General features: G+C 66.9%; 12 protein-coding genes. 6 read left to right on the top strand and 6 right to left on the bottom strand.

What is annotated here, in order from left to right:
- Positions 1-126: 126 nt before the first annotated feature.
- From ACTZWU_RS06020 to ACTZWU_RS06005, 4 genes are all read left to right on the top strand, one after another.
- Positions 127-1,164, top strand: a complete 1,038-nt coding sequence (locus tag ACTZWU_RS06020; RefSeq protein WP_444736462.1) for a methyl-accepting chemotaxis protein — start codon at positions 127-129, stop codon at positions 1,162-1,164.
- A 171-nt stretch (positions 1,165-1,335) separates the two neighbouring features.
- Positions 1,336-3,081 (top strand): PQQ-dependent methanol/ethanol family dehydrogenase, encoded by a 1,746-nt coding sequence (locus tag ACTZWU_RS06015; protein ID WP_444736461.1) that lies wholly within the window; start codon positions 1,336-1,338, stop codon positions 3,079-3,081.
- A gap of 112 nt (positions 3,082-3,193) precedes the next feature.
- Positions 3,194-5,299: a 4Fe-4S binding protein gene (locus tag ACTZWU_RS06010; protein ID WP_444736460.1), complete on the top strand. Its 2,106-nt coding sequence runs from the start codon at positions 3,194-3,196 to the stop codon at positions 5,297-5,299.
- Complete coding sequence (locus ACTZWU_RS06005; RefSeq protein WP_444736459.1) at positions 5,296-6,216, top strand: FAD:protein FMN transferase; 921 nt, start codon at positions 5,296-5,298, stop codon at positions 6,214-6,216. Before ACTZWU_RS06010 ends, ACTZWU_RS06005 begins: the two co-directional genes overlap by 4 nt.
- A gap of 64 nt (positions 6,217-6,280) precedes the next feature.
- Here the strand turns inward: ACTZWU_RS06005 and ACTZWU_RS06000 are convergent, their stop codons facing one another.
- From ACTZWU_RS06000 to ACTZWU_RS05975, 6 genes are all read right to left on the bottom strand, one after another.
- A complete protein-coding gene (locus tag ACTZWU_RS06000) occupies positions 6,281-7,612 on the bottom strand; it encodes a branched-chain amino acid ABC transporter permease (RefSeq protein WP_444736458.1) in 1,332 nt (443 codons plus the stop codon).
- Positions 7,613-7,625: 13 nt separating this feature from the next.
- Positions 7,626-8,639 carry a branched-chain amino acid ABC transporter permease gene (locus ACTZWU_RS05995; protein WP_444736457.1) on the bottom strand — a complete coding sequence of 338 codons (1,014 nt, stop codon included), beginning with the start codon at positions 8,637-8,639 and terminating at the stop codon, positions 7,626-7,628.
- 3 nt (positions 8,640-8,642) lie between these two features.
- Positions 8,643-9,476 (bottom strand): ABC transporter ATP-binding protein, encoded by an 834-nt coding sequence (locus ACTZWU_RS05990; RefSeq protein WP_444736456.1) that lies wholly within the window; start codon positions 9,474-9,476, stop codon positions 8,643-8,645.
- Entirely contained in the window at positions 9,473-10,252 is a 780-nt protein-coding gene (locus ACTZWU_RS05985; RefSeq protein ID WP_444736455.1) for an ABC transporter ATP-binding protein, read from the bottom strand. Before ACTZWU_RS05985 ends, ACTZWU_RS05990 begins: the two co-directional genes overlap by 4 nt.
- 114 nt (positions 10,253-10,366) lie before the next feature.
- Positions 10,367-11,551: an ABC transporter substrate-binding protein gene (locus ACTZWU_RS05980; protein WP_444736454.1), complete on the bottom strand. Its 1,185-nt coding sequence runs from the start codon at positions 11,549-11,551 to the stop codon at positions 10,367-10,369.
- A 189-nt stretch (positions 11,552-11,740) separates the two neighbouring features.
- Positions 11,741-12,055: a DUF1476 domain-containing protein gene (locus ACTZWU_RS05975; protein WP_444736453.1), complete on the bottom strand. Its 315-nt coding sequence runs from the start codon at positions 12,053-12,055 to the stop codon at positions 11,741-11,743.
- Between the two features lie 133 nt (positions 12,056-12,188).
- Here ACTZWU_RS05975 and purC point away from each other — a divergent pair, with 133 nt between their 5' ends.
- Together purC and purS are read left to right on the top strand one after the other, a co-directional pair.
- Complete coding sequence (gene purC, locus ACTZWU_RS05970) at positions 12,189-12,950, top strand: phosphoribosylaminoimidazolesuccinocarboxamide synthase (RefSeq protein ID WP_444736452.1); 762 nt, start codon at positions 12,189-12,191, stop codon at positions 12,948-12,950.
- A gap of 11 nt (positions 12,951-12,961) precedes the next feature.
- Positions 12,962-13,201 (top strand): phosphoribosylformylglycinamidine synthase subunit PurS, encoded by a 240-nt coding sequence (purS, locus tag ACTZWU_RS05965; protein WP_444736451.1) that lies wholly within the window; start codon positions 12,962-12,964, stop codon positions 13,199-13,201.
- Positions 13,202-13,249 lie beyond the last annotated feature (48 nt).

The following is a 13,249-nucleotide window of genomic DNA, read 5'->3' as shown; positions in this document are numbered from 1 at the left end:
TGTGGCGGTCGCGTTCTGCCCGCAATGACGGCACCGTGAACACCGTGCCGTCGGTGCACCTGCCATTCGCGCTAAACTGTCGCCTCTGCAGCCGTAATGGGGCCGGGTAGTTAGCAGGAGCGGCACATGCGCGGAACGGAACTGACAAGCACGATCGACGACATCGCGCGGCGGGTGGACAGCTTTGGCAGACTGAACGACAAGGTGGCGATGCAGTCGCATATCCTTGCGGTGAACTCGATGATCGAGGCCGCACGCGCGGGCCATCACGGGCGGGGCTTCTCGGTCGTGGCGGCCGAGATGAAGATGCTGTCCGGCCAGACCAAGGACAATGCCGACCAGTTCCGGCAGGACGTGCTGAGCTATGTGCAGTCGGCCTCGAAGACGGCGGCGAACCTGACCGGCGCGCTGCTCGAGGCGTCCGAACGGGCGATGATCGAAAAGGCGCATGTGCTGGTGCAGCTGATCGTGCGCAACCTGTTCGAGCGCACCGCCGATGTGCGCTGGTGGGCGACCGATCCCGGCTTTTGGGAGGCGCTGGCCCGGCCCGATCAGGCCTTGCTGGCCCGCGCGCAGCAGCGGCTGGCGACCATCCACCGCTATTACACCGTCTATCTGGATCTGGTCCTGACCGATATGGAGGGCCGGGTGGTCGCCAGCGCGACGGATGGCGTCGTGCCGGGCGGGCGGCACCTGCCCATCGACGCCCGCGACTGGTTCGACCGCGCGGCGATTCTGGCGACCGGCCACGAATATGCGGTGTCCGATGTCTACGAAAGCAGCATCCATGGCGGGCGCAAGGTTCTGGTCTATGCAACCCCGGTCCGGCGCGAGGGCGACCCCGAGGCCGAGCCGATCGGCGTGCTGGCCGTCTACTTCGATTGGCAGAAGGAGGCGCAGATGATCGTCCGCGACGAGGCCGCCTTCACCGACGAGGAATGGTCGACGCGGCGCGTGCTGCTGTTGGATGCCGAGCACCGCATCATCGCCGACTCGCACGAGCGCGATTTCCTGACGCGCCTGCCGCTTGGATCCGAGGAGGATCGGACCGGCTGCCTGCAGATGCCGGACGGCGCGCGGCTCTGCTTTGCCCGGACCCTGGGATACGAGGATTACGACGGTCTCGGCTGGTATGGCGCGGTGATCGACTACAGCCCCGCCTGAGGCGATCCGCAGCCCCCTCTGCCATGCGCGACCGCGTGCGGATGGCGGGGGGGTCTTAAGACCAATGTGCAATTTCCAAGCCCCTCTCGCGCTGTTGATACTGCCGGTATGTCTGTTCTGCCGTGCCGTCACCGTCGCCCGGTCCAGCCCGGCCCCTTGGGAGGAGAGAGGATGAACAAGTTCGTAATGGCCGCCTGCATCGGCATCATGGCGGCGCCCGGCGCGTTCGCACAGGTGACCGAGGAGGATCTGCTGAACGACCAGACGATCACGACTCAGGTCGTGACCAACGGCATGGGCCGTGACTGGCAGCGCTACAGCCCGCTGGACCAGATCAACCGCGAGACGGTGCAGAACCTGTTCCCGGCATGGTCCTTCAGTTTCGGCGGCGAACGCCAGCGCGGCCAGCAATCGCAGCCGCTGATCTATGACGGCGTGATGTATGTGACCGGCTCCTACAGCCGCGTCTTCGCGCTGGACGTCAAGACCGGCCGCAAGATCTGGCAATATGACGCCCGCCTGCCCGAGGGCATCCTGCCCTGCTGCGACGTGATCAACCGCGGCGCGGCGATCTATGGCGACAACATCTATTTCGGCACGCTGGACGCGCGCATCGTCGCGCTGGACCGCAAGACCGGTGCCGTCGTCTGGAACAAGCGCATCGCCGATTACCGCGAGGGTTACAGCTACACCGCCGCGCCGCTGATCGTGAACGGGCTGATCATCACCGGCAATTCCGGCGGTGAGTTCGGCATCGTCGGCGCCGTCGAGGCCCGCGACGCCGAGAACGGCGAGCTGGTCTGGCGCCGCCCCGTGATCGAGGGTCACATGGGCGAGCTGAACGGCGAAGAAAGCACCATGACCGGCACGGTCAATGCCAGCTGGCCCGGCGACATGTGGAAGACCGGCGGCGGCGCGCCCTGGCTGGGCGGCAGCTATGACGCCCAGACCGACACGCTGATCTTCGGCACGGGCAACCCGGCCCCCTGGAACAGCCACCTGCGCGAGGGCGACAACCTCTATGCCGCCAGCCGCATCGGCCTTGACCCCGCCACGGGCGAGATCAAGTGGCACTTCCAGACCACCCCCTGGGAGGGCTGGGATTTCGACGGCGTGAACGAGGTCGTGCCCTTCACCGACGCCAACGGCAATGGCCGCCTGGCCACGGCGGACCGCAACGGCTTCTTCTACGTGCTGGACCGCGAGGATGGCAGCTTCGTGGACGCCATGCCCTTCGTGAAGGACATCACCTGGGCCAGCGGCATCGACGAGAACGGCCGCCCGATCTACAACCCCGAGAACCGTCCGGGCAATCCCTCGGCCTCGGCCGACGGGCAAAAGGGCGAGGTTGTCTGGGCCGTGCCGGGCTTCCTTGGCGGCAAGAACTGGCAGCACATGGCCTATTCGCAGCGCACGGGCTATTTCTACGTGCCCTCGAACGAATGGGGCATGGATATCTGGAACGAGCCGATCACCTATCGCCAGGGCGCGGCCTATCTGGGCGCGGGCTTCACCATCAAGCCGCTGTTCGAGGATCACATCGGCTCGCTGAAGGCGATCGACCCGAACACGATGGAGATCAAGTTCGAGGTTCCCAACGGCGCGCCGCTCTGGGGTTCGACCATGGCAACGGCGGGCGGTCTGGTGTTCTACGGCACGCCCGAAGGCTATATCCAGGCGATCAACGACGAGACGGGCGAGGTTCTCTGGCAGTTCCAGACCGGCTCGGGCGTGACCGGCCAGCCCGTCACCTGGCAGGACGAGGACGGCGTGCAATGGCTGTCGGTCGTGTCGGGCTGGGGCGGGGCCGTGCCGCTCTGGGGTGGTGAGGTCGCGCAGGAGGTGTCCTACCTGAACCAGGGCGGTTCGGTCTGGACCTTCCGTATCCCCGATCAGCTTCTGGCCTCGGCCAACTGATCGCGTCATCCGCGACACTGCGAAACCCGGCCCTTGCGGCCGGGTTTTTCGCATCCCTCCCCCGCCGAAAGTCGAATAGGCAGGCCCCGCCCGGCAGGCTTAGCCTTGACGCATGATGTCGCTGCTTCGCCTTGTGCTGCTGCTGATCGGCCTGCTGCCCCTTGAGGCGCGGGCCCAGGCCCTGTCGGCCGACGAGATGCTGTCCTATGTCCCGCCGCCCTTTGCCCTGGGCGAGGCGCTGAACGATCAGGGTCTTTACCGCGTGCTGAATTCGGGGGGCGCGCCTGCGGGCTACGCCTTCACCACACAGCCATACGCGCCGCTGCCGGGCTTTGCCGGCGCGCCGGTCAATGTGGTCGTGGTGCTGGACCGCGAGGGCACCATCGTCACCGTGAGGCTGGTCCACCATAACGAGCCGATCTTCGTCTCGGGCATGGGCGAGGGGCCCTTCCGCGAGTTCTTCGAGCAATATGCGGGCAAGTCGATCTGGTCGCCCATGACCATCGGCACGCCCTATGGCGGCGCTGACAGCGGCTCGGCGCTGGTGCATCTGGACGGGGTGACGAAGGCCACGGCCTCGGTCCGGATCGCGCATGAATCGATCATGGCCGCCGCGCATTCGGTCGCGCGCGAGCATTTGCAGGGCCGCGTCGCCGCCCCCGCCGCGCGCCCCGATTTCGACCATGCCGAGACGCTGACATGGGACGACCTGATGGCGCAGGGGCTGGTCAGCCACCTGCGTGTCAGCAACGCCCAGATCGACGCGGCCTTTGCCGGCACGCGTTGGGCGCAATCGGACCCCGAGGCGCGCGCCCGGCCCGATGACCCCTATCTGGACCTGTGGCTGGTCGATGTGACGCCGCCCGCTCTGGCCCGCGCGGCGCTGGACCAGACCACCATCGACCAGATGGACCGCTTTCGCGGCGTAGCGCCGACGGACGAGTTCCTGTTGCTGATCGATGCGGGGCGGCACGGGCTGGTCAGCGAGGATTTCGTCCGCAACACCGCCCCCGACCTGATCAAGGCCGAACAGGGCGGCTTGCCCATCGCGCTGCGCGATGCCGATTTCCTGGTCGATCTGGCGCCCGGCGCGCCCGAAGGCACCGCGCTGATCCTGCGCACCGACCGCAGGCTGGGCTTCAACCCCGCCGAGCCCTTTACCCTGCTGGTCGAGGCCGTGCGCGAACATGGCTACATCACCCCCGAGATCGGCCGCGTGGAACTGACGCTGGACCACCAGACCGACGAGCGGTTCTTCATCCGCGAGGTGCCGCCCGTTCCCGTACCGCCCTGGCTTGAGGCGCTTCAGAACCGGCAGGCCGATCTGATCGTGCTGGCCTTCGGGCTGGCGGCGCTGGTCTGGGCGCTTGGGGCGCGGATGAACCGGCTGGCGGGGTGGCGCCATTTCACGCCCGCGCGCCTGCTGATCCTGGCGGTTGTGACGGGCTTCGTGGGCTTCTGGGGGCAGGGGCAATTGTCCATCGTGACGCCTCTGGCGGCGCTCCGCAGCGCGGTCGAGGGGGGCAGCTATGCCTTCCTGCTTTACGACCCGTTCTCGCTGATGGTCTGGGCGGCGGCGGGTCTGGGCTTCGTGCTGTGGGGCAGGGGGCTGTTCTGCGGCTGGCTGTGCCCGTTCGGGGCGCTACAGGAATTCGCCCATCATCTGGGCCGGGCGCTGCGGCTGCCGCAGATCAACCCCTCGGGCCGGTGGGACCGGCGGCTGAAATCGCTGAAATACGTCGCGCTGGCCGGTCTGGTCGCGCTGGTCTTTCTGGCGCCGCAGCATGTCGACAAGGCCGCCGAGATCGAGCCCTTCAAGACCGCGATCACCGTCCACTTCCAGCGCGAATGGTATTTCGTGGCCTATGCCCTGTTCTGGCTGGCCCTGGGCATGGTGCTGTTCAAGGGCTTTTGCCGCTATCTCTGCCCGCTTGGGGCAGTCATGGCGGTCGGTGGGCTGTTGCGCGGGCGCGACTGGATCGCGCGGCGCGCCGAATGCGGCAGCCCGTGCCAGCTGTGCCGCGTGAAATGCAGCTATGGCGCCATCGAGAAAAGCGGCAAGATCGATTATTCCGAGTGTTTCCAATGCCTCGATTGCGTGGCGATCCATGATGACAGCAAGCGCTGCGTGCCGCTGGTGCTGGCGGCAAGGCGCGCCGGGCGGTCCGGGGCGCGGCCCCCGGTCCTTGTCCCCCAACCGCAGGAGGCCAGCGCATGAACAGGCTGTCGCGGCGCCGCTTTCTGGCGATCTCGGCGGCAGCCGGGCTGACCGGTTCGGCCGGTGCCGCGCCTCAGCCGCGCGTCACATGGCGCGGCGTGGCGCTTGGCGCGGAAGTCAGCATCACGCTGGATGGCCCCCCCGAGGTGACGCGCCCGGCCCTGGCCCGCGCCCGCCACGAGATCGAGGCCTACGAGGCCCGCTTCAGCCTGTTCCGCCCTGTCTCCGACCTGTCGCGGCTGAATGCGGCGGGGAATCTGCCGGATCTGGACGCGCGCTGGCAGGCGATGCTGAACCTGTGCGACCGCTTGCACCGCGCGACAGGCGGGCGGTTCGATCCGACGATCCAGCCGCTCTGGCTGGCCCATGCGACCGGCGGCGACATCCGCGCGGCTGAGGCGCTGGTCGGTTGGGACAGGGTTGTCCTGCCCGTAGCGGGGCGGCGCGGCCTGCATCTGGGCGCGGGGCAGGCGCTCAGCCTGAACGGGATCGCGCAGGGGGCGGCCAGCGACGCGGTGCGGCAGGTCCTGCGCGATGCCGGGCTGACGCGGCTCTGCGTCGATATCGGCGAGACCGCGACGGCGGGCGGCCCGTGGCGGATGGGCGTTCTGGACCCTGAACAGGGGCGCTTTGGTCGCGTCACCCTGCGCGATGCGGCGCTGGCGGTGTCCAGCCCCGGCGCGCTCAGCGTGGCGCCCGGCATCTGTCATATCCTGAACCCGCGCGGCGCTGCGGGGCCGCTATGGTCCAGCGTGGCGGTGGTGGCGGATGATGCGGCCTTGGCGGATGGGCTGTCCACGGCGGCCTGCCTGATGGCCGCGGACGAGATCGCGGCCGCGGCCGCGCGACTGAACGGGGTGCGCGAGGTGCTGCTGCTGAACGGCGACGGCAGGGTGGAACGCATCCGCACGGCCTGAACCGCAAGGCCCGCAAATGAAAGGGGGGCGCCGTGGCGCCCCCCTTATCCGTTCCGCGCGCCGGTCAGCGTTCGGGCACAAGCCCGCGCGGGGCGAAGCGCAGAACCAGCAGCAGGACCGCCCCCATCGCGATAAAGCGCATATGCGGCGCGCTTTCCAGCAGATGCGCCTTGAGCGGGCCATCGGCCATCGGGCCCGTCAGAAGCGCGATCAGGGCCGGGCCCCAGACCTCGGCCTTGATCCAGAGGAACCAGATCAGCACCGCGCCCAGCACGGCGCCCCAGTTGTTGCCCGAGCCGCCGACGATCACCATCACCCAGATCAGGAAGGTGTAGCGCAGCGGGTTATAGCTGGTCGGCGCCAGTAGCCCGTCCAGCGTCACCATCATCGCGCCCGCGATGCCGATGACCACCGAGCCCAGGATGAAGACCTGAAGGTGACGCCCGGTGACGTTCTTGCCCATCGCCTCGGCCGCGGTCTCGTTGTCGCGGATGGCGCGCATCATGCGACCCCAGGGCGATTTCAGCGCCAGTTCCGCCAGCAGGATGATGGTCAGCAGCACGACAAGGAACAGCGACATGTAGCTGAGCTTGACCCAGATGCCCGAAGCCTCGGCCACGGGCAGGCCCCAGCCTGCAGCGAAGTCCACGAATTCGGGGTTGCGCTGCAGGTCGATCTCATACGCGACGGGGCGCGGGATCGAGGTGACGTTCATGACGCCGCGCGCCAGCCATTCCTCGTTGCGCATGACCGCGACGACGATCTCGCCGATGCCGAGCGTGGCGATGGCCAGATAATCCGACCGCAGCCCAAGCGCGACCTTGCCGATCGCCCAGGCAGCGGCGGCGGCAAAGAGGCCGCCCACCAGCCACGAGGTCAGAACCGGCATCCCGAGCCCGCCGATATTGCCGTGGCGGGCGGGGTTGTTCGCCTCGATCGCGATGACGGCCGGGTCGAACAGGTTGCGGAACAGGAAGAAGCCCGCGATCAGCACCAGCGCGACCAGCCAGCCCTTGCGCCAGCGGGTATAGACGATCTTCGCGGCCGCAAGGATGCCGATGCCCACCAGCAGCGACAGGATCAGGCGCGGCCCGCCCGCATCCCATGCCCCCTCGACCGGGGGTAGCGAGACCAGCACCGGGGCAAGGCCGCCAATGGCCAGAAAGCCCACGACGCCCACGTTGAAGAGGCCCGCATAGCCCCATTGCATGTTCACCCCAAGCGCGACGATCGCCGAGATGAGGCCCATGTTCAGGATCGCAAGCGCCGTGTTCCAGCTGCCCGAGAACATGCTGTTCCTGACCGTGCCCTCCAGCACGAACAGGACGGCCAAGATCGCCAGCACGATCGGCGCGCGCCAGGGGCTGGAGGCTGCGGCTTGACGGTTCGTTGCCATGATCGTCCCCTCCTCAGACCGACTTGCCGCGGAACAGGCCCGTCGGCTTGAACAGCAGCACCACGATCAGGATCACGAAGCTGACGGCGAATTTGTATTCGGTGCCCAGAAGCTGCATCAGGTTGCCCTGGCCGGGATCATACCAGGGCGCGATGTAGCTGACCACGCGCACCCAGGGGTAGGTCACGGCGACCTCGGAAAAGGCCACGAGGAACCCGCCCGCGATGGCGCCAAGCGGATTGCCCAGGCCCCCCACGATGGCGGCGGCGAAGATCGGCAGCAGGATCTGGAAGTAGTTGAAGGGCCGGAACGACTTGTCCAGACCATAGAGCGTGCCCGCGATCACCATCAGCCCCGCCGCGATGATCCAGGTCAGGCGCACGACGCGTTCGGGGTCGATCCCCGACAGCAGCGCCAGATCTTCGTTGTCGGAATAGGCGCGCATCGCCTTGCCCGAGCGCGTGCGGTTCAGGAACCAGAACAGCGCCACCATCACCGCGAAGGCCAGCACCACCGTCAGCGCCTGGGTCGAGCGCAGCGCCAGACCCTCGGCCAGGCCCGTCATCTCGCGGAAGGTGCGCACGTCGATGATGAAGCGCGCGCCGTCGTCGAAGCGCTGTTCGTTCACGCCGATCAGCAGGCGCGTCAGGCCGTTCATCACGAACATCACGCCCACCGAGGCCATCACGAAGATGATCGGCGCGGCCTTCTGCTTGCGGTAGAAGCGATAGACCGCGCGGTCGGTGCCCAGGACCAGCAGCGCCGTCAGCGCGATGGCCAAGGGCAGCGCCAGAAGCGCGGTCGGCAGCGGGAAGATCGAGACGCCAAGCGCCTGAAGCCCCCAGGTCAGCAGGATCACGATGGCCGTGCCAAAAGCCATCGTGTCGCCATGGGCGAAGTTGGAAAAGCGCAGGATGCCGTAGATCAGCGTGACGCCAAGCGCGCCAAGCGCAAGCTGCGCGCCATAGGCTGCGGCGGGGATGAACACGAAGTTCAGAAAGACCACGAGGCCGTTCAGGATGTCCATGGCTCAGCCCCCCAGGAAGGTGCGGCGCACCTCGTCATTCTGCATCAGTTCCTTTCCGGTGCCCGTATGCGCATTCGCGCCCTGCACCAGCACATAGGCCTTGTCGGCGATCATCATCGCCTGACGTGCGTTCTGTTCCACCATCAGCACGGGCATCCCGCCGCGTGCGATGGCGATGATCCGGTCGAAAAGCTCGTCCATGACGATGGGGCTGACGCCCGCCGTGGGTTCGTCCAGCATCAGGACCGAGGGCTGGGTCATCAGCGCCCGTCCCACCGCGACCTGCTGGCGCTGACCGCCCGACAATTCGCCCGCTGCCTGCTTGCGCTTGGCGGCGACGGCGGGGAACAGGTCATAGACCTGCTCCATCGTGGCGCGGATGTCGTCCTTGCGGATATAGGCGCCCATTTCCAGGTTCTCTTCGACGCTCATCGAAGGGAAGATGTTGTTCACCTGCGGCACGAAGCCCATCCCGGCCTTCACCCGGTCCTGCGGGTTCAGCGCGGTGATGTCGCGCCCGCCCAGCCGCACGCTGCCCTGACGCAGGTTCAGCATGCCGAATACGGCCTTCATCGCGGTGGACTTGCCCGCGCCGTTCGGGCCGACGATCACGGCGATCTGGCCCTTTTCCACGGCGATGGTGCAATTGTGCAGGATGTCCGCGCCCTTGCCGTAGCCGCCGGTCATGTTCTCGCCGATCAGGAAGGGATCGCCGGGGCGGCCCTCGCCCACGGGGCCGGAACGGCGGGTGCCGTCGATCGTGCCGCGCCCCGCAGGGTTCACGACCGACAGGTCGCGGTTGCCGCGATTGCCGAAAACTGCGTCCTGATCGCTCATCCCACCATGTCCTTGTTCTTGAGACCGGTGCCCAGATAGGCCTCGATCACGGCCTCGTTCTGCATGATGTCCTTCGCGCTGCCCTTGGCCAGCACCTTGCCCTCGGCCATGACGATCACCGGGTCGCAGAGCTTGCCGATGAAATCCATGTCATGCTCGATCACGCAGAAGGTGTAGCCGCGTTCCTTGTTCAGCCGGATGATCGCGTCGGCAATGGTCATCAGCAGCGTGCGGTTCACGCCCGCGCCGACCTCGTCCAGAAAGACGATCTTGGCGTCCACCATCATGGTGCGGCCCAGTTCCAGCAGTTTCTTCTGCCCGCCCGACAGGTTCCCGGCCAGTTCGTCCGCCAGATGGCGGATGGTCAGGAACTCAAGCACCTCGTCGGCCTTTTTCCGCAGGGCGCGTTCCTCGGCCCTGATGCGGCCGCGCTGGAACCACGTTTTCCAGATCGTCTCGCCCGATTGCGCGCCGGGAACCATCATCAGGTTCTCGCGCACCGTCATCGAGGCGAACTCATGCGCCAGCTGGAAGGTCCGCAGAAGGCCCTTGTGGAACAGCTCGTGCGGGGGCAGGCCGGTGATGTCCTCGCCATCCATCACGACGCGGCCCGATGTGGGGGGAAGCACGCCCGCGATGACGTTGAAAAGGGTGGACTTGCCCGCGCCGTTCGGCCCGATCAGCCCGGTGATCGAGCCGGTCTCGATCGTCAGGCTGGCGCCGTCCACGGCGCGAAAGCCGCCGAAATGTCTGTGAAGGTCCTCGACCTTGATCATCTGTCGCTTCCCTGTTGTCCCTTGCGGGAGAAAGCCGGCCGCATTCGCGGCTCGTATGATTGCAAAATGGCCCGGCACCGCGAGGGGCGCCGGGCCTGTCATGGTCCCGAAGGATCAGCGGAAGCCGATCGTCTCGATCTTGCCGTCCTTGATCTCGATCTCGCGGAAGCTGCCGCCGGCCTCGCCCGCGCCGATCAGCTCGACCGCGGTCGCGCCGACATAATCGACCTCGCCGCCGCCCGCGATGATTTCCAGCGCCTTGGCCAGTTCGCCGGGCAGGATCGGCTCGCCGGGGGCGTTGGCCACGTCCATGATGTGGGTCTTGTATTCGGCCGGATCGCTGCTGCCCGCCTTGGCCATCGCCAGAAGCATCAGCGCGGCGGCGTCATAGGCCTCGCCCGAATAGACGCCGGTGCCGTCGAAGCCCGCTTCCTCGGCCAGGGCCAGGAACAGGTCGCGGCCCTCGCCCTCGGCGGCGGGGTTCTGGCCGAAGCTGCCGCTGATCTCGGCGCCGAAATTGGTTTCCAGCGCGCCGCCGACCATGCCGTCGGGGAAGACGAAGGTTTCAAAGGCGCCGGTATCCAGCGCGGCACGCACCACGCCCGAGCCGCCCTGATCGACATAGCCCGCCACGACCAGCGCATCGCCGCCCGCCGCCGCCAGTGCCGCGACCTCGGCCGAATAGTCGGCCTTGCCGTCGTCATGGGGCGCGTTCACGGTGACGGTGCCGCCCGCTTCCTGGAAGGCCGCCGCGAAGCTGTCGGCCAGGCCCTTGCCGTAATCGTTGTTGGTATAGGTCACGGCGACGCTGTTCAGGCCGCGTTCCATGATGATCGCGGCCATGACCTGACCCTGACGCGCATCCGAGGGCGCGGTGCGGAAGAACAGGCCGTCATCCTCGATCGTCGAGAGGGCCGGCGAGGTGGCCGAGGGCGAGATCATCACGATCCCGTTCGCCTTGGCGACGTTTTCCAGCGAGGCGATGGTCTCGCCCGAGCACATGCCGCCGACGATGCCGCGCACGCCTTCGGCCGAGATCAGGCGCTCGACCGTGGCGGTGGCGGCGGCGGCGTCGATGCAGGTCGAATCACCGCGGACCGGAACGACGGTGGCGCCGCCCAGCAGCAGACCCGAATCCGACACTTCCTTCATCGCCAACTCGGCGCCCGATGCCATCGCGGGCGACATCGATTCCAGCGGTCCCGTAAAGCCGAGCGAGATGCCCATCTTGATGTCTTCCGCACCGGCGGCACCGGCGATCAGCGCACCGGCGGCGGATGCGAGGAGAAGCTTTTTCATTCTGTAGACTCCCAGTTGGAACATTGTCCTGCAGGCAAGTTAGAAGCAGCCTGCTGAAAAGGGAAGCATGATCAAAGCTGATATTCGTCTGCCCCTGCGGCAGTTTCCCGCGCCGGGGGGACGACTGCGCGGCATGAAAAAGGCCCCCGTGCGGGGGCCTTCGGGTGCCGTTTGCGCCTGCGGGCGGGATCAGCTTTCCGCGACCACCTGGCGGCGGGCCTCGTCCATCAGCTCGGCCATCTTGGCGCGGATGGTCGCGGCATCGGCATGGCCGGTCAGGTCGGCCTCGACCTTGCGAAACACGTCCTCTTCGCCCGGCTCGTCGAAATCGGCGCTGACGACGCTCATGGCATAGGCGCGGGCATCGTCGCCCGTCTTGCCCAGCAGCCCGGCCGCCCATTCGCCCAGCAGGCGGTTCCGGCGGGCCTCGGCCTTGAAGCGCAAATCGGCGTCATGGGCGAATTTCGCCTCGTAGGCGCGTTCCCGGTCGTCGAACGTGGACATCTGAACCCTCCTGCATATGTGCTGCAAAAGATATGCCCCCGCGCCACGATGCCTTCAAGCCTCGTGTATTGCCCAAGCGGGGCATTCTGGGATAAGGCGCCACTTTGGGGACATGCGAAAGGACGGTCGGCTGATGGCACCGCGGCGCAAGAAAGTTTACGAAGGCAAGGCCAAGATCCTTTACGAAGGCACCGAGCCGGGCACGCTCATCCAGTATTTCAAGGATGACGCCACCGCCTTCAACGCGCAGAAGAAGGCCACGATCGAGGGCAAGGGCGTGCTGAACAACCGCCTGTCCGAGTTCTTCATGCAGGGCCTGACGAATATCGGCGTCCCCAACCACTTCATCCGCCGCGTCAACATGCGCGAGCAGCTGATCCGCCAGGTCGAGATCATCCCGCTGGAGGTGATCGTGCGCAACTTCGCCGCCGGGTCGCTGTCCAAGCGGCTGGGGCTGGAAGAGGGCACGATGCTGCCGCGCCCCATCGTCGAATACAGCTTCAAGAATGACGAGCTGGGCGATCCGATGGTCAGCGAGGAATACATCATCGCCTTCGGCTGGGCCACGCAGCAGGATCTGGACGACATCGTGTCGCTGGCGCTGCGCGTCAACGACTTCCTGTCGGGCGTGTTCTACGGCGCGGGCATCAAGCTGATCGACTTCAAGATCGAGATCGGCCGTGTCTGGGACAACGACTTCATGCGCCTGATCGTCGCCGACGAGATCAGCCCAGACAGCTGCCGCCTGTGGGACGTCAAGACCGGCCAGAAGCTGGACAAGGACGTGTTCCGCCGCGATCTGGGCAACCTGACGGATGCCTATACCGAGGTGGCGCGCCGTCTGGGCCTGATGCCCGCCAACACGACCAGCCTCAAGCCGACCGCGATCAACTAAGGAGCCCCGCCATGAAAGCACGCGTCACCATCATGCTGAAGGACGGCGTTCTCGACCCGCAGGGCGAGGCGATCCGCCATGCGCTTGGCGGGCTGGGTCACAAGGACGTCACCGGCGTGCGCCAGGGCAAGCTGATCGAGCTGGACCTGGCCGCCACCGACGCCGAGGCCGCCCGCGCCGAGGTCGCCCGGATGTGCGAGGGCCTGCTGGCCAATACCGTGATCGAGAAATACTCGATCGAGATTGCCTGAGCCTTCGACTGACGCTGCGGCAACCTGCTCTTATCGGCAGGTTGCCCG

The organism is Paracoccus sp. NSM (genome assembly GCF_052379855.1).
Taxonomy (GTDB): Bacteria; Pseudomonadota; Alphaproteobacteria; order Rhodobacterales; family Rhodobacteraceae; genus Paracoccus.
This window is presented reverse-complemented; position numbering and strand designations above follow the sequence as displayed.